The sequence below is a fragment of the Rhodococcus jostii RHA1 genome, from assembly GCF_000014565.1.
In the GTDB taxonomy this organism is placed as follows: Bacteria; Actinomycetota; Actinomycetes; order Mycobacteriales; family Mycobacteriaceae; genus Rhodococcus_F; species Rhodococcus_F jostii_A.
Window position 1 is genome coordinate 854,132 of sequence record NC_008269.1, and the last position, 18,103, is coordinate 872,234.

12 protein-coding genes and 2 pseudogenes are annotated in these 18,103 nt (G+C 62.6%); 5 read left to right on the plus strand and 9 right to left on the minus strand.

What is annotated here, in order from left to right; translation table 11 throughout:
* Positions 1-99: 99 nt before the first annotated feature.
* Positions 100-552 (plus strand): Lrp/AsnC family transcriptional regulator, encoded by a 453-nt coding sequence (locus RHA1_RS39650; protein WP_011599610.1) that lies wholly within the window; start codon positions 100-102, stop codon positions 550-552.
* 103 nt (positions 553-655) lie between these two features.
* Here the strand turns inward: RHA1_RS39650 and RHA1_RS39655 are convergent, their stop codons facing one another.
* Positions 656-2,164, minus strand: a complete 1,509-nt coding sequence (locus tag RHA1_RS39655; RefSeq protein ID WP_011599611.1) for an amino acid permease — start codon at positions 2,162-2,164, stop codon at positions 656-658.
* A gap of 389 nt (positions 2,165-2,553) precedes the next feature.
* On the opposite strand from RHA1_RS39655, the gene RHA1_RS47705 reads away from it, so the two are divergent.
* Positions 2,554-2,970 carry a RidA family protein gene (locus tag RHA1_RS47705; protein ID WP_011599612.1) on the plus strand — a complete coding sequence of 139 codons (417 nt, stop codon included), beginning with the start codon at positions 2,554-2,556 and terminating at the stop codon, positions 2,968-2,970.
* Between the two features lie 264 nt (positions 2,971-3,234).
* Here RHA1_RS47705 and RHA1_RS39665 read toward each other — a convergent pair whose 3' ends face one another.
* Positions 3,235-3,999 carry a helix-turn-helix transcriptional regulator gene (locus RHA1_RS39665; RefSeq protein ID WP_011599613.1) on the minus strand — a complete coding sequence of 255 codons (765 nt, stop codon included), beginning with the start codon at positions 3,997-3,999 and terminating at the stop codon, positions 3,235-3,237.
* 330 nt (positions 4,000-4,329) lie between these two features.
* Between RHA1_RS39665 and RHA1_RS53815 the strand changes: the two genes are divergently transcribed.
* Positions 4,330-4,821, plus strand: coding sequence for an NAD(P)-dependent oxidoreductase (locus RHA1_RS53815; RefSeq protein ID WP_011599614.1), 492 nt, complete (start codon positions 4,330-4,332; stop codon positions 4,819-4,821).
* Positions 4,822-5,421: 600 nt separating this feature from the next.
* On the opposite strand, the pseudogene RHA1_RS49985 reads toward RHA1_RS53815, so the two are convergent.
* Positions 5,422-5,875, minus strand: a pseudogene (locus RHA1_RS49985) (Mu transposase domain-containing protein); the annotation flags it as partial.
* A 158-nt stretch (positions 5,876-6,033) separates the two neighbouring features.
* Between RHA1_RS49985 and RHA1_RS39675 the strand changes: the two are divergent.
* The gene (locus RHA1_RS39675; RefSeq protein WP_011599616.1) at positions 6,034-9,504 is read left to right on the plus strand and encodes a serine/threonine-protein kinase; all 3,471 of its coding nucleotides are present in this window, start codon (positions 6,034-6,036) and stop codon (positions 9,502-9,504) included.
* 288 nt (positions 9,505-9,792) lie between these two features.
* Here RHA1_RS39675 and RHA1_RS50965 read toward each other — a convergent pair whose 3' ends face one another.
* From RHA1_RS50965 to RHA1_RS47735, 5 genes are all read right to left on the minus strand, one after another.
* Complete coding sequence (locus RHA1_RS50965; RefSeq protein WP_148228492.1) at positions 9,793-10,542, minus strand: transposase; 750 nt, start codon at positions 10,540-10,542, stop codon at positions 9,793-9,795.
* On the minus strand, positions 10,494-10,973 hold the full coding sequence (locus RHA1_RS39685; protein ID WP_041813253.1) for a hypothetical protein: 480 nt from the start codon (positions 10,971-10,973) through the stop codon (positions 10,494-10,496). Before RHA1_RS39685 ends, RHA1_RS50965 begins: the two co-directional genes overlap by 49 nt.
* Positions 10,974-11,437: 464 nt before the next feature.
* The gene (locus RHA1_RS39690) at positions 11,438-12,841 is read right to left on the minus strand and encodes an MBL fold metallo-hydrolase (RefSeq protein WP_011599620.1); all 1,404 of its coding nucleotides are present in this window, start codon (positions 12,839-12,841) and stop codon (positions 11,438-11,440) included.
* A gap of 73 nt (positions 12,842-12,914) precedes the next feature.
* On the minus strand, positions 12,915-13,793 hold the full coding sequence (locus tag RHA1_RS47725) for a sulfite exporter TauE/SafE family protein (protein ID WP_011599621.1): 879 nt from the start codon (positions 13,791-13,793) through the stop codon (positions 12,915-12,917).
* Between the two features lie 1,178 nt (positions 13,794-14,971).
* On the minus strand, positions 14,972-15,766 hold the full coding sequence (locus RHA1_RS47735; protein ID WP_011599623.1) for a GntR family transcriptional regulator: 795 nt from the start codon (positions 15,764-15,766) through the stop codon (positions 14,972-14,974).
* Between the two features lie 422 nt (positions 15,767-16,188).
* On the opposite strand from RHA1_RS47735, the gene RHA1_RS39710 reads away from it, so the two are divergent.
* On the plus strand, positions 16,189-16,641 hold the full coding sequence (locus tag RHA1_RS39710; protein ID WP_011599624.1) for a DUF6262 family protein: 453 nt from the start codon (positions 16,189-16,191) through the stop codon (positions 16,639-16,641).
* A 398-nt stretch (positions 16,642-17,039) separates the two neighbouring features.
* Here RHA1_RS39710 and RHA1_RS39715 read toward each other — a convergent pair.
* Positions 17,040-17,724 (minus strand): annotated as a pseudogene (locus RHA1_RS39715) (transposase); the annotation flags it as partial.
* Positions 17,725-18,103 lie beyond the last annotated feature (379 nt).

The following is an 18,103-nucleotide window of genomic DNA, read 5'->3' on the forward strand; positions in this document are numbered from 1 at the left end:
GTGAGCGGCATCATCCGTGGAATCAACGGTAGAGAAAAAAGTCCGCAAGATGTTCGCTACTTTCGCCACTGACAGAGCTGTGAGAGGAATAATGTGCGTATGGACGGGATAGACCGCAAAATTCTTGCCCTATTGCAGGAGGACGGCCGCCAGAAGATCACCGAGCTGGCTCCACGGGTGCAGTTGAGCGTGTCGCGTTGTCACCGGCGGCTACGGGAACTCGAAAACGCCGGCGTGATCAAGGGCTACAGGGCGATCATCGACGCCTCATCCGTCGGCCTGGGATTCGAGGTGCTGGTCTTCGTCACGATGAGCCAGGAAGACCGCAAGACACTCACCAAGTTCGACGCGGCTGTCGCGGCAATCCCCAACGTGGTCCACGCTCAACGCCTGTTCGGCGACCCGGACTACCTACTTCGCGTCGTTACCGCGGATCTTGCTTCGTACCAGCGGCTCTACATGGAGCATTTGGCCGAACTCCCAGGCGTGCAACGACTGAACTCCACGATCGTGATGGAACAAGTCGTCGAACCACGACCCCTACCGGCATAAGTGTGTTCTCGGCGGTCGAGCGGGGACAGTGCCCGTGACCGGTGTCTGGGCGGAGGCCGTTCACCGGCGGTCACGGGCACCGCTCATCGCCGGCGCTGCGCCGTTAGTGCGAGGTTCTCGGGGGAATCTCGACCGGGACGAAGTCCCGGTGATCGGTTGTCGTCGAAAGCCGCGCTCTGGACCGGCGCCAACCCACAATGAGCAGCGGAACGATAACCACCAACGAGCCGAGAACCCACTGCCCGGTCTCGGAAAATCCCATGGTCACGAGGACGAAGGCGAGGAACGCCAGAACGAAGTAGGAGGTAAACGGTGCTCCGAAGAGACGGAACGACGGTCGCTCGACCCTGCCCTCGTTCGCCCACTTGCGCAGCTTGAGTTGGCACAACATGATCGTGCCCCACGCCGCGATGATGCCCAGTGCGGAAATCTCGAGCACGATCTCAAATGCCTTCGTGGGAACGATTGCGTTGAGTCCCACGCCGAGGAGGGCACACCCGACGGTGAGCAAGATTCCCCCGAAGGGAACTCCGTTACCGCTCAGCTTCGATGTGAAGCTGGGGGCGGAACCATTGAGCGCCATCGAGCGAAGAACACGACCCGTCGCGTACAGCCCAGCATTGAGGCTCGACAGAGCCGCCGTCAGGACGACGAAGTTCATCACGGACGAAGCCACCGCAGCGGTCTCGGGCGAGCCGATATGGGAGAAGAAAGTGACGAAAGGTGAGGTCTGCGCTGTGTAGGCGCCGAAGGGCAACAGCAGGGACAGCAGCAGCACCGAACCCACGTAGAAGAGGAGAATGCGGATGATCACCGTGTTGATGGCCTTCGGGATGATCCGGGACGGATTCTCGGTTTCGCCGGCAGCGATTCCGACGAGTTCGACCGACGCATACGCGAAGATGACGCCACCAGCCGCAAGGATCGGCGTGATGGCGCCGGTGGGAAACACACCGCCGTGGTCGAGGACGATGCTGAAGCCCGTCGCTCCCAGGTCGGTCTCGCCATTGAGTACCAGGAACAGCGTGCCGAAGACGAGAAAGGCCACCAGGGCGGTGACTTTGATGATCGCGAACCAGAACTCCATCTCCCCGAAGAGCTTGACCGAGACCAAATTGAGAAGGGTCACCACGAACAGTGCTACGAGGGCGAGGGTCCACTGTGGTGCCGCATCGATCAAAGGCACGGCTGGAGCCCAGAACTTCAGATACAGAGCGATTGCGGTGACGTCCACGATCGAGGCCATCGCCCACATAAGGAAGTACAACCAGCCGACAACGAAAGCCATCTTCTCGCCGTAGAACTCGCGCGCATAGGAGATGAACGATCCGGACGACGGACGATAGAGCACCAGCTCGCCAAGTGCGCGAAGCACAAGGAACGCGACGAAGCCGCAGAGCGCATACACCAGCACCAACGACGGGCCGGAGGCGGAGAGGCGTCCGCCGGCACCCATGAACAGGCCGGTACCGATTGCCCCGCCGACCGCGATCATCTGAATATGGCGAGGCTTTAGGGATTTGCGGTACCCAACATCGTCACCGGAAGCGCCTTGGAGGCTTCGATTGGTTTTTGCGCGACTACTCGCGCCTTGGGAGACGGATTCGGTCATGGTCATCCTTGGGAACTGGGCCTGTCACGCCGACATCGGCCGTGGTGGGGGTGGGAGCGAGAGACGAAGAAGACCGCGTGTGGTGGGAGCACCCCCGCAGGATTTCAACGATGCGTTGAGAGTATGTCACTGATCACACAGATGATCAACAGCCAGTTGCCCCCCGCTGTCGGTGCAGCATGGCACGACGTTCGGGCTTGATCTGGTGATACACCCTGATTTCACTGTTTCGACAGCATGTTGAATTTAAACTGGATGTGCCATAATGTGGCACTGTCACCCCAGTCCTCAACAAGACATTGAAATTCGTGACGGCACGGTCCCCATATCTGTGGCATCTGCCCATTTCTCGGATCGCGATGTATCCCGCTTCCCACGGAAGGTCTCGCATGACTCAGTCGGTTTCCACCCCTCCGCTCTACTCTCGCGCCATTCGCGTAGGCGATCTCCTCTACATCTCAGGCCAGTTGCCACTCACGGCGGACGGCTTGCTGTACGCAGGCCACGTCGGTCAGGAGGTCAGCGTGGAGCAGGCGCGCGAGGCTGCTGCTCTCGCCGCCCGGCGATGCCTCGATATCGCCCGTGAGGAGCTGGGATCGTTGGAATCCATCCGTGCCGTGGCCCGACTCGGCGGCTATGTATCGTCCGGAGAAGGGTTCTGCGATGCACCCGCGGTGGTGGACGCGGCTTCGCAGGTCGTGCTGGACCATCTTGGTGGCAGGGGACGCCATGCACGTTTGGCGTTGGGGGTTGCCTCACTGCCGCTCGGCGCATGTGTCGAGATCGAAATGGCAGTCTATTGCTGAGCAGTGTGCATCGTGACCGGATGGACGGCGCGTGATAGGCCCTGCCGGCCGATTCGACTGATTACCGGGCTGCGGAGGTGTCGGTGGGCGCGACATGTGCGTCCACCGACGGGAGTGTGAACGCACCTCTCCCGCATAGACACTCTCGCCCGAGGTGCGCGGGACCAACCCGCGAAGCCTGCACCACCGAACGGACGGCCTCAGCCCCCCCGGGTGACCGCACTCCGAGGAAATTTCAGACGACGTACTCGGGCCTGCGGCGCACTACGCCAACTTCTCTTCGGCGTCCTCGAGTTCGTTGAGGTAGTTGTAGATGGTGAACCGGGTGACACCCAGGGCCGCGGCTGCAGACTCGGGCGCCTGTTTGACCAGGAAAAACCCACGACGATCCAACTCTGCAACCACCTGCACCTTGTGCTCTTTCTTCATCTTCGCCACAGGGACCCCCACCGCGCCGATCGCTGCGTCGAGCATCCGGGTGCTGAGTTCCTCCACACTGTGTGGGAAGTACTCACTGGACCGACTCCCAGTGTCGGCTGACCCACGGCCCGGTGGAAGCGACGACGCCGCGGACGGGCCGGGCGACATCATCAACCCATCGTGACCGAGTACGAAGCGATCCATCGCGGTGCGGAGGGAGACCCAAGCGGACACATCGGAGTTCAAACACAGCGCTGCGGCCGGTCGAACATTCTTATCTGTGTAGATGATGGTGGTGCTCTGCAGGATTCGCCCATCGGGCAGCTCCGACCGATACCCGATCTCATGATGAAACTCACCTGCAGCGATTCGCTCCAACAGTTTGTCCGTCGGCGGATCTCCGATCTGCCGACCGGTAACCACACCGGCGATCGCCCGCACGGTGTTGGGAATGCGCTGCAGGTCGTGGAGGACCACTTCGGTGGGTTGGGGAACGGCGGCCTGCAACGGTGCAACGAGCAGTTCGAGAACCTGATTGATCGACTCGGCATCCATCCCATGCAGTGCCGCGGGTGCAAGCTTGATCAGGCCAGTGGCCGTCGGGTGCATCGGGGTCCTCCCATACCTTCATCAGGATCCGAGGCGGTCGTCACATCGAATCTGTCACTACTTTAACGTCTTGTGTAACCGGATCCGCACCTCGCCAAGGAAATCTAACAAAATTGAGAAGATTCCCCGAGTGTTTTAAGTTCTAGTTGCCTCAAGCGGGGCTGGTAAGCGGGGAAGCCCGTTGCCAAGCTGCACAGGCACACCATCCCAATCGTCCACGCCGAGCCGAATAGGTGCCCCGAAAATGCAGTCTTAACCGCCCCGGATCGTCCACGTAACCAACCAGGTGACGGTGACGATCACGTCCGAGCCCTGGCAGCCCAGTCCGGAGTGAGCGTCGAGGTCATTCCCTGCGAGACCGCCGCCCACCTCATTGCCCGATGCCCGCATGCCGACGCCCTCATTGTGTGGGTGCAGCCTGTCACCGCCGACGTGCTCGCTGCGCTCCCACATCTCAAGGTGATCAGCCGACTGGGAACCGGTGTCGACAGCATCGACGTTCCAGCGGCGAACAGGCACGGTGTGGTCGTGACCAACGTGCCGGACGCCAACTCCGAAGAGGTAGCTACGCACACAATGGGGCTGGCACTGGCCGCCCATCGTCGTCTGCCCTCGTTCGACAAATCCGTCCGCCAGGGGCAATGGCACTCCGCCCCGATTCATGGGGAAATAAGACGACCCAGCGAGCAAACCTTCGGAGTAATCGGCTACGGGAAAATCGGATCCCGAGTTGCCAAACTATTCGATCAACGATGCACTGACCTCCGCATACACCGATGCCCTATCTGTACTGACTGGCCAGTCACCTCGGCACGCGGTTAACCCCGGCTAACGGATTGCCCTACAGACCAGACGAGACGGGTGGTGTTGCTTCGACTCCCTCGATCGTGAACGACAGGGCCCCTATTTCCAGACGCTTGCCGTCTCACACACGTACCTACGTGGGGGAATGTCTGACAACCTCTCCGCAGGCTGACACCGCCGGTCCGAAGGCCGGAATGCTGAACGCAGCGTTCAAGGTGGGCGTATTCAAGTACATCGTCCCGAAACCGCTGTGCAGCAGGTGTATCGCGCACACTCTTTGTCGCGCAACCCGAGCGGATCGCACAGCGAGAGGAGGAATATCGTAGGGCGGGCGAGCTTCGTCCTTCAACGGAGAACTGTAGCGATAACGCAACGTACCTATACGTCGATGGCGTGGGACTGGGAGCCCGACCACCGGCGCGGGCTGCACCTGACGGGGCTCAGCGAAATTCCCCGTTTGTGCTCGGCGAAATCCCGACCTGTGAGTGCTGATTACTGCAGCGGCTGTCGGATCGCTGGAGGTTTGCTTTGCGGAGATTCTCGGATCGGGCGTGGGTCTCGGAGGGCCTAGGAGTCGCCGTCGGGGTTGAGCACCACCGACCGGTGCAGCAGCACCAGGGTCACGGTGACCTGCGCGGATGCCAGCTCCGGCGGCACTGAGTACCGTTGCCGCGATAGGACACCAGCGCCTGCCGGGACGCGATGCGGGTTTCGCTGAGAATCACCGGATACGGCGTCGTCGGCGGGGCCGTCAACTGCTAGCTCGCAGCCACGGGCTTGTTCGACGGTCTCATGGTCGGGGAGCGTGCGCCACCGTCGCTCGGCGACAATGTGATCGTCTCTCTCCGTCAACCTGTTTCGGTTCCCGGACCGGGTCGGCCAGAGCGCGACCGGACGCCATAGTGTTTGGCGACGCCAGCGAAGCTGGCCGTGATCCGGCCGGAGTCGGGGTGGCAGACGGTCGCCATCCGATCGAACCCCACGTCCTGGTGAGTCCGCCTAGCCGGCGGCTGACCCGGTCGAGGCCGTCGACCAGGTACTGCTGGGTCATCGCGGGCGCCAGGCCACGCCACAGATTGTTCTCGGTATCGCCAGGCGCTTTTGGGCGCCGGCGTGGTCGGCGGTCCCTAGAATGGGGTAGGCGCACTGCGAGGAGGCCCTCATGGGCAGGTGTTGGTGGGCGCGGGCACGCCGCATCGACGAACCAGGCGACGTGCGCTGAGGCTTGCCATGCCGGACGACGACACCGAGAGCACGCAACGACAGGTCGACGCAGACGTCGTCGCGGAGTTGGCGGCTGAAGGTTTCGAGGACGCGTGCATCGCCGGCCGCGGCGGTTTCGGCATCGTGTACCGGTGCCGGCAACCCGCCCTCGACCGGGTGGTTGCCGTCAAAGTCCTGAGCCCGGACCCGGACCACATGGATCGGGCACGTTTCCTGCGCGAGCAACAGGCGATGGGGCGACTGTCCGGACACCCGAACATCGTCCATGTGCTGCAAGCCGGTATCACTTACACCGGTCGCCCCTACATTGTGATGCCGTTTCATCGCCGTGATTCCCTCGACTCCTGGATCACCAAGCACGGCGCGTTGAGGGCGGCCGAGGCACTGGCCGTCGGTGTCAAACTCGCCGGTGCTCTGGAAACCGCGCACCGCGCGGGAGTGCTGCACCGCGACATCAAACCGGGCAACATCCTGTTGACCGAGTACGGCGAGCCGCAGCTGACCGACTTCGGCATCGCCCGCATCACCGGAGGCGAGGAGACCACCCGGGGACTGGTGGCCGGGTCACCCGCCTACACCGCCCCGGAACTGCTCAGCGGCTCCGACGCCTCGGTGGTCACGGATGTCTACGGGCTCGGCGCGACACTGTTTACCGCGCTGGCGGGCCGGCCCGCGTTTGCCCGGCGCCGGGGGGAGCAGGTCTTCGCCCAGTTGCTGCGCATCGGAACGGAGCCGCTGCCCGATCTGCGGGACATAGGAGTGCCCGAGGCGGTGTGCACGGTGATCGAGTCGGCCATGGCCCGGGACCCAGCGGAGCGCCCCGCCACTGCTGCGGACCTGGGCGGCGCGCTGCGACGGGCGGGCGAACACATCGGTCTGGCACTGGGGGACATCCCGCTTCCGATCGTCGATGAGGAAGACCGCCCCTTCCGGCCCTCGGATGAGGTCGAGGTCGGCGTGTCCGAATACCTGCGATATCGACGGGGCAGCGGGACCCGGCTTGATCGCCCTCCGCCACCGAGTGCGTCCACCAAGTATCGTCCACCGGTCACACCTGGAGTGACGGTGGCGCGTACGCAGCTGCTCGAGCGCCTGCGCCGCAGCGGTCGCCCGCGTCTGGTGCTCATTCATGCACCCGCGGGATTCGGGAAAAGCACGCTGGCCGCCCAACGCCTCGCGGCCCTGCGGGGAGAAGGTGTGGCGACCGCGTGGCTGACGATAGACAACGACGACAACACCCTCATCTGGTTTCTCACCCACCTGATCGAGTCCATTGCGGTGGCACAACCAGCTTTCGGCCGAGAGCTGGTTCGTGAACTCGAAGTCCACGGCGCGGACCGCGAACGGTATGTGCTCACCTCGTTGATCGACCAGCTTCATTCCTCCGACCACCACGTCGCCCTGGTCATCGACGACTGGCACCGCGTGAGCAACGAGGACACGCGGTCGGCGCTGGCGTTCCTGCTCGAGCACGGCTGCCACCATCTGCATCTGATCGTCACCAGCCGCACCCGCCTCGGTCTGCCGCTCAGCAGAATGAGCGTGCGCAACGAACTCATCGAAATAGATTCCTCCGCATTGCGTTTCGACGTCCGGGAGTCGACCCAGTTGTTGATCGACCGCTCCGGCCTCCACCTGGACGCACCCGACATCGTCGAGCTGGAACAGTCGACGGACGGATGGGCGGCGGCACTGCAACTGGTCTCACTGGCGTTGCGTGATCACCCGCACCCCCGCGAGCTGATCGAGCATCTGTCCGGAGGGAATCGGGCCATCGGCGAGTATCTGGCCGAGAACGTCCTCGGCAACCTCGATCGAAGCACCCTCGATTTCCTCCTCGCCACCTCGATCACCGAGAAGATCTGCGGCAGCTTGGCACGCGCGCTCACCGACAACCGGGAAGGCCAAGCGACGCTCGAGGACATCGAGTCCCGCGATCTGTTCCTGCGACGGCTCGACGAGGAGGGGAGATGGTTCCGCTACCACCATCTGTTCGCCGAGTTCCTCCAGCACCGCCTCGAGCGTGACGATCCCGACCGGATTGTCGAGCTTCATCGGCGAGCAGGTCGGTGGTTCGCGGACCGGCACCTCCTCAGCCAGGCGGTCGACCACTACATCCTCGCCGGTGAGCAAGACGACGCCGTGACGCTCGTCGAGGACGCCGCGATGGAGTTACTCGAGCAGTCGCAGATGGGAACGCTTCTCGGCCTCGCCGCGAAACTGCCGGCGAAAGGGACTACCGACCGGCCCCGCTTGCACATCGCACTCGCGTGGGCGCACGCAATACTGCATCACCCGCGCGACGCCGAACAAAATCTTTCCGCCGCGGAAACAGCACTCGACAACGCAGTCGACGATCGCGCGGCAGCGGACATGCGCGCCGAGGCCACTTTTATTCTGGCCCCGATCAACGTCTTCGACGACAAGATCGATGGACTCGATGAGGCCGTCGAGGGATGCATGGCCCGGGCGGACACACTGCGACCATGGGTCATGTGCGGGGCCGCCGACGTCGCGTCCTTCCGCGCTATCTACCGCTTCGATTTCGACGAAGCCCGCCGATGGCAAACATGGGCGCTGCCCTTCCACCAACGTTCCACCGGGCCCTTCAGCGTGTTGTACGGATATTGCATGGCCGGGATCGCCGCACGCGAACAACTCGACCTGCCGGCGGCTGAGGCCAGTTTCCGGCACGCCATGGCACTGGCCGAGGCCGACGATGGTCTCGGCTACGGCGCCCGGCTCACCGCTGCCCTGCTCGGCGACCTGTTGTACGAACAGGGGCACCTCGCCGACGCCGACCACCTCCTCGACCGCAGCCACACCTTGGGCGCCGAGGGCGGCACCGTCGACTTCCTGCTCGCCACCTACGGAACGGGTGCCCGACTGAAGCGCCTCCTCGGACAGAACGATGCGGCGAAGGCGCGTCTCGACGAGGGAGCCCGGCTGGCGCAGCAACTGCGCTTGCCCCGATTGGCAGCGCGAGTCACCAACGAACGAGTCCGAACCGGAATCGGACACGCCGCGCCCGGAGCCCCGGTTATCGACCGCGAGAGCCGACAACTACCCGCCCGGAACAACGGAATCGCCGTCGTCACATTCGAATTGGAAGAGGACTCGGCGATCCGCGCAGCACTGACCGCCCGCGATCAGGACCTCGAGCCCGTCTACGAACGGGCACACGCCCTCGTCGAGTCGATCGAGCGACGGGTCCGCCCCCGGGCGTTCCTCAACGCCGCCCTGCTGCAGGTGGAAGTGTCGGCCACCATGGGACAGCAAGACGCCGCATTGACGGAGCTGCTGCCACTCGCCGAGCAATGCGCTCGACTCGGGCTGATACGACCGGTGCTCGATGCCGGACCCGCGGTGAACAGGTTGGCACGACATCTCCGCACACATCTCCATGAGCGCGCCGACGCCGCCGCGTCCATCGTCTTGAACCAGTATCTCGCCGACTTGGAGAAGCAGACGATCTGACCATTGCCCGCGCCCGATGATTTTGATTATGGTACTTCATCGTGGGTAAGTCATTAACTCCTAATGATTTACGTTCGTGGAGGGGCTGATTGCCCCAAGTCTGTGCCCGGCGTCGCACGCGACGTCGTCAGGTGATTTTTGTAGCTATGTGCTCCGGAATGGCCACGGTCATGCGGACACCGGCAGATAATTTGGTGACTGCGAATAGAAACTTGAGCATTCACCGCCGTTGAATCCACGCGGGATGATCTGACCAAAGGCTCGGATTATCCCGCCTCGGGTGGGACCTCAAAAGGTTAGAATCTGCACCGGCTGCGAGTCCTCCATAACGAGAGAAATTCTCGAGGGCATGTCCGACAAATTTTGGGTCCAGGCGATGACGGCGTTGAGGACCACTGCGGCTCGGTAGACGATGGCGAGTTCGTCGTAGCGCGTGGCCAGTCCTCGCGATTGCTTCAGATAGCAGAACCGGCGTTCGACGACGTTGCGACCCCGGTAGTCATCACGATCGAATGCTGGCGGGCGGCCGCCGCGTGAACCCCGCCGGCGCCGATGGCCGGCCGGATCGTCCGGTTTCGCGTTCACCGCCCCGATTCCGCGGCGGCGCAGTAGGTCGCGGTGGACTCGTGAGGAGTACGCCTTTCTCGCCCCGGACTCGATCCGGGCGGGTGTGGGGCGCCCACCACCGGCAGTCGGTACCTGCAGGTGTGCGAGGAGGTACGGAAAAGCGGGTGAATCGCCCGACTGCCCCGGCGCCACCAGCGGTAACCCGTGACCGTCGACGAGCTGATGGATCTTCGTCGACAGGCCACCGCGGGAGCGGCCTACGGTGTGGTCAGGCGGCTCAAGGTGTGGATTCGTGCAATTCAATCCAGTCCCTGTGTGGCGGGTGATGTTCGTTGCGTGCTGATGGGCGCGAGCGATGGTCGAGTCCACGGCTAGAGGTGTGGCAGATACTGGACGACTGGATTGATCGGTGGCACGGACCGCTAGTGTGCCACCGTGACTTCCGGTTCGTCGGATGCAAGCCGCACACATGCGGATTCCCACCCGTCGGGCGCCCAACCGGGCACATGATCGACCACGCAGTAACCGTGGCTCCGCAAGTCGTCGGCGACCGCGTTCCATAGCTCGGACACATCGGTTGTCGCGTCGACCGACACGACCGCACCGTCCGCGATACCGACCGCCGCGATGTCGTACAACAAACTTGCGAGCGACCGGACTCCGGTGGGTATACGAAGACAGTTCTCACTTGCCTCGAGCGATGCCCGTGTATCGATGTGGAGCAGCGTGCTGTGCGGAATCGTGGCGTACGCGTTGTCGATTTCGCGCGACATCGTCTGCGCCTGACGCAGATCCGCAGCGGAAAGGGTGACCAACTCACGTTCGGACGGTCCGCTTCGGCGGAGACCCCAGGCATCCACGCCCATGTAGAGGGTGATCACTCGTTCGTCGCATGCATTCATCATCGATCTCATTTCGGGTTGGCTACGCGTGGAACGCGTTACTCTGCGCGAGTGCGGGTCCACTCCCGAATAGCGACCGCGGGGATAGAGGAGTGGACTCGGCGTCCGCGGTGGAACCGAGGTGCCGCATCAGACTCACGACGTCAGGTGGTCGTCGCCCAGGTGGGCGGTCTCGATCTCGCGCTAGTTCGACGCTTTGATGATCAGGAGTCCCCATGGGGATTGGCTAGGCAATACCCCGCGGATCCCGCCGCCTCGACTGGCGTACGGGCGGGCGCCGAGATCGACCAACTTGGTTTGTATTGGTAGGTACTTCTATTTCGTCTCCACGTCAGCATGAGAACGCGGGTCATCTTCGAATTTGCTGATGTTGATGAGGGATCATCAGGCATCGAAGGAAGACCTGCGTTCTCACGCGCGTAGGTGATTAGGCCGCAGATCTCAGCGTGCGGTACGGGGGAATTTCAGCGAGCGCCGTCACAGACGGGCGTTTCGGTTTCCTGCCAGGCGTTGTAACCGCCGAGGAGGTCAGTTGTCCCCTCGTACCCATTCGCACGGAGAAGGCTTGCGGCCACGCTCGAGCGCCAACCGCTTCGGCAATGCACGACCAAGGGTCGACCCTGGGGAAGCGTGTTGTGGCGCTTCGCAAGCTCGGGCAGCGGAATATGAAGCGACCCTGCGATATAGCCGGAGTCGCGTTCTCCTTGGTTTCTTACGTCCAGGAGGGTGATTCTGCCATCTTGCAGTGCTGTGGCAAGTTCTGCAACAGTGAGCCGCTCGGTCTGTTCGAGCAATCCGATGAGTGGTGAGGGAAAGGGAGTGACGCGGTCGGTCGTGAGGGTATTGAAGTATCCCTGCACGTTGTCATACCCAATTCGTGCGAGTCGCATCGCGGCTTCGGCCTCGTCGCCGGGTCGTGTGACCAAAATAATCGGTTCGTCAACATGGGTGACCATTCCGCAGGTCTCCGCGAAACGTCCTTCGAGGCCCACATTGACGGCGCCCTGTAAATGCGCGGCTGCGAATTCTTCGGGGCTACGCGTATCGATCACCCTCGTCCCATCCTGTACACCCCTGACCATCTGTTCGGCCGAGAGTTCCCGTAGTTGACGGGAGCGGTCGTAGACGGCACGGTTGCGTCGGTTGAGATCGGCGTCAGTGGAGAAGTACTGTGGAATCGCGGGCTGGCCGGTGGTGACAAGGTCGACAAAATCCGCTTCTGCCATCGGCTGCACTGACGGGTTCGTGAGCCGCTGCTGGCCGATTGTCGAGACCAGGTCGGTAGACATGTTCTTTCCACAGGAAGAGCCTGCTCCGTGTGCAGGCATTACTTGCACATGGTCCGGGAGCGCCAGCAGGGTGTGATGAATTGTCTTGTACATCGCGCGTGCGAGGTCTGTGTTCGTGCCGGTCCCGAGGTTTGCGAGGTCAGGTCGGCCCACGTCGCCTATGAAGAGTGAGTCACCGGTCAGGACCGCTGTCGGTTCGGTGTCAGCACCGTCTCGGAGGAGGAGGCTGATCGATTCCCAGGTGTGTCCCGGTGTCGTCAAGATCTCGATATCGACGTTTCCCAGCGAGATGTGTTCGCCGTGCTGCAATCGGCGGATGGGATAGTCGGTGTCTGCCGCCTCACCGAAACCGATCCATGCCCCGGTTGCGGCCACGAGTTCGAGGTGGCCTGAGACGAAGTCCGCGTGAAAGTGCGTGTTGATTACTCCTTCGATGCGCAGGCCGCGGCGTTCGGCTTCGTCGATGTAGTCCGTAACATCACGCCGAGGATCGACGACGATCGCGCGTTTCGTCTGTTCATCACCTATGAGGTACGAGGCGTGAGAAAGGCATTCGAGGTAGTACTGCTCGAGAATCATTGGGCTTCTCCATTTCTGAGGAACGTCGGGATGGGGTGCGTAGTCGATGCTGGCCGGTCGTGAAGGTATTTCACTACCCGGGCAGCAGACCGGAGCTGCGTAGGCCCACGTATACCGAGACCGCGACAAGTAGTACGGCAAATGCCCGCGTGAGTGTTTTCTCGGAGGTTCTGAGAGCCAGCCATTTACCTACAAGGGCGCCGACGATAGCTGAGGCTGTTACTGGCAGGACTACGGACCAATCTAGCGCATCGTGGCTTGATCGAGCTGCTAGTGCCACTGCCGAGTTCAGCGTGATGACTAGCAGGGAGGTTCCCACAGCGATCGGCATGGGGTAGCCCAGAGCAATCACGAGTACCGGAACGATGACGAATCCCCCTCCTACGCCGAAGAATCCGGTGAGGACTCCGATTGCAATCCCCGCGGTTAGTACCTTGCCGGCAGTCAGGTAGCGTTCGGTACGGGGGCCGGGACTTGCCTCGAGCTGGGTCGCGGTGGTTTCGGCCGGCGTCGACGCAGGGACTACGGCCAGCGCGGGAAGCCTGTTGGCGACGCCCACGGCTGGATTCCGTGTCCGCTTCCTCGCCAGCTTGGACGGCCTCGTTCTCCAAACAAGCGAAATCGATACTGCTGACAGCAAGATTGCGAAAGCCCCAAGCGCGACATTTGGGTCTGCCAGTCGACCGAGGGCTGTTCCGGCCCAGGCAGCTACGCCGCCCACGGCACCGAGGGAGATGCCTGCACGCCACTTCACTCGGCCTGCCCGCGCATGGGAAATAGCGGCCACGATGGAGGTAATCCCGACGATGACGAGGCTTTCGGTAACAGCGATCTGTAGTGGTTGACTCAGGACATAGACAAGTGCGGGCACAGTGAGAATGGAGCCGCCACCGCCGAGGGCACCGAGGCTGATTCCGATGCAGATGCCGAGCACGATTGCCGAGATCAGCATTTCGTCACGGCCAAGCACTCAGATCTGGTGGCGGTTGATGTTGCTGGTTCGATCTGGCAGTGCACCTCAGCGCCACCAGGGTTGTGCGTTAGGTATTCCATCGGGCCTCCTGGTCAGGTCTGGGTGAAGTGTGAGGACGAGCCATATCGGGACTGGCGGGCCATATTGATCCGAGCGAGGGCTGTCGGGTGAGTCGGCCACTGCCGCAGGTGTCCGGCTGCACGGCAGTCCGCTGGCCCGGCCCTCCGCCAAACCTCTGCGCACGACTTTGAGACTCGCTAATCCGCCTATGGAAAGAGTTGCGGTGATTGCGGGGGAGCTGTACCGATGCTGCGCTGCACGTTCAGGGTCCGTTCGCTCCGGATGCGGTAGTAGGCATCGACTTCTCCTGTTTGCTGTTCTTGGTGTCTGACGACCCAGAGTAATGTACGGACATCTAGAAAATCAATGACCGGACATTTACTGTAGTCCGAACGCCCGCTCAGGCAGCGTCAACATGGCCTTTTGCACCGCACACCGTCGATCGCGGCTCGACGGCAGGCTGAGCAGCTCGATCCGGACCAGAGGCAGATCGCTATCGACGACGATGTCGGCGCAGTGATCGGCTACGCGGCTCGCGCTCTGCCCCGCAATAGAGAACGACAGGGACGCGAGGGCCGGCGCTGACGCGATAGTGACACCGCTCGTGCCAAGCAACTATGCCCGCATACTCGCTTCCAAGCATGGGACTGATCCGCCGCCTGCGTTTCGGGACAGCTGTTCGCGATGCGTCCGGGCAATGAACGGCAGGCGCCTATCAGAAATCGCGTCTCTCGCTGGTGGGCTGCTTGCCTCGCTGCTGACCCACAGTCGGAAGGACGAGTGAGCCGATCACCGATTCGCGGGACGGCAAATCGGCGCGAGTCGCCGTCGATACCGGGCCCCTTGCAACACCCGCCGCCCGCAGTTGCCCGAGCGACGTCGACCGTGGGCAGGAGACCGGTGGTGCGCTGCTCGTGGCAACAGTCGGTACGGCGCGCACTGTGAGAGCGATGAACCGCTCTACGTCGGGATCTGTTGTTCGGTATAGGTCGCAACTCTCCTAAGTGTCCACCGGGACATTGCGAACTCATCTTGAAGGCCAGATTCGAGTGAGTGACGCCGCCAATATCGAACGGCGAGACCGGAAAGTGCGGCCGCTACGGCACGTTCGCGGCCGAAAGATTTAGGGAATACCCAGTTCGTGCCGAGAAATCAGCGAGGACGCTGAACCGATCTCCGCGAATGAGCGAGGTGCGCCATTCCACTGGTGTTCCATTGGAGGTTCCTATCCGCTCAACTTTCATTGCTGCAACATCCGGTGTCGTTCCGAGAAGTTTGTGCTGTGCAGTACTCGGTACGACTGCTCGTATTTGCTCACTCCCGCCGGTGAGGCGGACCCCGCAACGTGATGCGAGTTCGTCGTACAGTCCTGTGTGGGAAAAGTCGACATCGAGTAACGGGCTGGCAATCGAGGCCGGCAACCATGCGCAGTCATGTGCGAGTGGCAGCTCGCCTGCCAATCGCAGTCGCTCGAGATAGAGCAGGGGAGCGGACTCCTCGAGGCCGAGACGGATCGCAACGTGCGCATCAGCCCGTATGTCGAGACGACGGACGATGCTGTGCTGGCGCAGATTCGAGGCTTCGACCGACGCGAACAAGCTGTACAGGGCACCTAGGGGTTGCGTGATCTCGGCGTCAGCGTTGAGTCGAGTTGAGCGGCCACGACTTGCGACGACGATACCTTCCTCACGTAGGGCGCGCACCGCAGCGCGCACCGTGTGACGGCTAACACCGTACTGATCACGGAGTTCCAACTCGCCAGGGAAGGCATCCGTGAACTCTCCCTCTCGCAGTCGGCGTTGGAGGTCCGCCTGTAGTTGCTGCCACAGGGTTTCCCCCGATCCGCGCTGCAACTTTCTCGCCCCGGCCGTTTCCGTCTCCGTACCAGACACCCGTGCTCGCTCCCGATCGCCATTGTGATGCTCTACTTAGGAGGATAATGTACGGACATCTAATCAAGCAATGACCGGACATGACCTTGGATGTGTGTTAGAAGGGTCGCACACGGTCGCCGACGAATCAACGCCGTCGATACTCCGAAGGGACGCGTGCCTGTGGGCCATCCATTCCTGATTCGACATCCCTGTAGACGACGCTGATACAACGCTGCTCGGCCGACCGGAGTCGCTGGCAACTATGGTTGCGCGCCGGCGGATCGCCAGGCCTGGCTGCGTGGTACCCGGCACCATGCTCGAATCTGGCACGCTGCGGTGGACCGCGTCGCCGCCCATGGCGCCACGCCGCACAGCCGCTGCCCGAGCGGCGGGCCCATCCCCACTAACCCTCGAGTTGACCCGATACCGCAGGAGCACCCATGACCGACTCCCGAGCCCGCCGCGTCGCCACCCTCAGTGCCGCCGCGAAAGCCAAATCGCACAGGAAGACCCACGCGGCCGAGCAAGCAATCCGACGGCTCGTCGAACGCGGTGAACAAATCACTTTCCAAGCCGTCCAACGCGAAGCCGACGTCTCCCACGCCTTCCTCTACAACCATCCCGAACTCCGCCAGCGCATCGAACATCTTCGCGGCCGCCCACGATCGGCCCCGACCGCCTACGCTGTTCCCGGCAGCGACAGGACACTCGTCATCACACTCACCCGGCAAATCGCCGACCTGAAGAAGCAACATCACCACCAACTCAAAGCATTGCGCGACGCGCTCGAGCAAGCCCACGGAGAAAACCTCGACCTCCGACGCGAACTGGCCCGTCACACCGTCGGCAGCCAGACCGCCGCTGACGCTGCTTCAGTCGCATCAACAACCTGATCTGCACGCACATGGCGAGCTTGCACATGCCCCAAGGCCCGGCCGGAAGAGACATCCTTGGCGAGTTACGCTGCCATATAACGCTCCTGCACCGCCACACCGTGCTCGTAGTTTTCTCGTCTAACGTCCAGCTTGATCCCAACGTACAGTTGAGGATTGCTCCATAGGGTGCTCGCGGATCACTCCCAGGCGCTGCCGCCACCACTGCATGATCCGTCCGGACGTTGTGGGGGTTCCCGTTCCCCGGTCCTTGCCTCACCAGTCGTCGGCGACAAAGAGGGGGCAAGGTGAAGTCCCCGCAGCGCAGCGAGGAGACCCGACCTCTCCAACCGAACGAGTCGACGACCACACTCGAAACCGGATGCGGCGGGTTTCAGGTATTCAGCACGGCCGACCAACCAGCCGGCGAGTTCACGGGCGATCGCGGTGTTCGCCAGCGCGGGGCGTTTTTTTCGGGCGTCGAACCCTGCCCAGCGGGCGTGCAGGCGCTGGTTGTTTGCTGTCCCTGGGCCCGGGCCGCAGGACTGGCATGGTCCCCGCGGTGCCGCAGATCTGCTCCGGGACTGTACCGGGGTCGGTGGTGCCAGGCGGCCTCGATGAGCAGCCGCCGGGCGTGGCCGTTGCTGGTCTTGGTGATCGATCCCTGCGAGCGCGACGTGACCGAGGAGTGTTCGGTGGGCACCAGCCCGAGGTAGGCGCCGATCGATCGTCCGGTCCGGCGCTGCCAGCCGCCAATCTCTACGGCCAGCCCGAACGCGGTCAGTGTCGAGACCCTGCGAAGGCAGCCGAGCCGAGTCACCACCGGGATGAAATCGCTGTCGGTGGCCATCGCCGCGATCGCTACATCCAGCCGATCCCGCCGGTCTACCGCCGCGAGCCTGGTGTCGCAAGCGGTCTCGTTCGCCAGCTGCAGACCATGCGCGTCGAAGTGCTGGATGCGCAGCCAGGTGCCGTGCACCTTCGTTCACGCGTGGCCGCCGTAGTAGATAATCCCCTGCCGCAGAGGTAGTTTCGACACCCGATGCTGGCCTACATCAGATCTCCACGAGAGTCTTCACGGGCACGGACCAGACCACGGGCCGCCGGCCTTCGGGAAACTAGTGACAGCACGCACGTTGGCCAACGTTACGACACCAATCACGCATTCGTAGGGCGCGTAATCGGCACTCGGCGTAGATAGAGGTCTCGATCATTAACTCTGACAGGAGTGAAGGTTGACATGGGCAGACCAGTCTGCCCATTTCTGCTGAGGCTTTAGTGAATTGCCTGAACTGGCCTCCACCCCCTCACGCTGATCTTCTTCGAAGAAGCTGTAACCCAGCGAGAGGGAGGGATTCGCCTTCAGTCCTCGAACAGGACGCCCATGCCCGCCGCCACACTTCCTCTGATTCGGGATCGTTCGATTACGTGACTAGGTCGTCGCGGGCACGACGGTTGCACGCGGCTCGGCGACCGTAGCATC

What these genes read in the sequence shown, in the direction of transcription:
- RHA1_RS39665 (WP_011599613.1), bottom strand. Translation starts at nt 3,999, where the DNA reads ATGCACCCGACGGCCACTGGCCTGATCAAGCTTGCACCCGCGGCACTG.
- RHA1_RS39685 (WP_041813253.1), bottom strand. Translation starts at nt 10,973, where the DNA reads ATGAATGCATGCGACGAACGAGTGATCACCCTCTACATGGGCGTGGAT.
- RHA1_RS39655 (WP_011599611.1), bottom strand. Translation starts at nt 2,164, where the DNA reads ATGACCGAATCCGTCTCCCAAGGCGCGAGTAGTCGCGCAAAAACCAAT.
- RHA1_RS39675 (WP_011599616.1), top strand. Translation starts at nt 6,034, where the DNA reads ATGCCGGACGACGACACCGAGAGCACGCAACGACAGGTCGACGCAGAC.
- RHA1_RS47705 (WP_011599612.1), top strand. Translation starts at nt 2,554, where the DNA reads ATGACTCAGTCGGTTTCCACCCCTCCGCTCTACTCTCGCGCCATTCGC.
- RHA1_RS39650 (WP_011599610.1), top strand. Translation starts at nt 100, where the DNA reads ATGGACGGGATAGACCGCAAAATTCTTGCCCTATTGCAGGAGGACGGC.
- RHA1_RS39690 (WP_011599620.1), bottom strand. Translation starts at nt 12,841, where the DNA reads ATGATTCTCGAGCAGTACTACCTCGAATGCCTTTCTCACGCCTCGTAC.
- RHA1_RS39710 (WP_011599624.1), top strand. Translation starts at nt 16,189, where the DNA reads ATGACCGACTCCCGAGCCCGCCGCGTCGCCACCCTCAGTGCCGCCGCG.
- RHA1_RS47725 (WP_011599621.1), bottom strand. Translation starts at nt 13,793, where the DNA reads ATGCTGATCTCGGCAATCGTGCTCGGCATCTGCATCGGAATCAGCCTC.
- RHA1_RS50965 (WP_148228492.1), bottom strand. Translation starts at nt 10,542, where the DNA reads ATGTGTGCGGCTTGCATCCGACGAACCGGAAGTCACGGTGGCACACTA.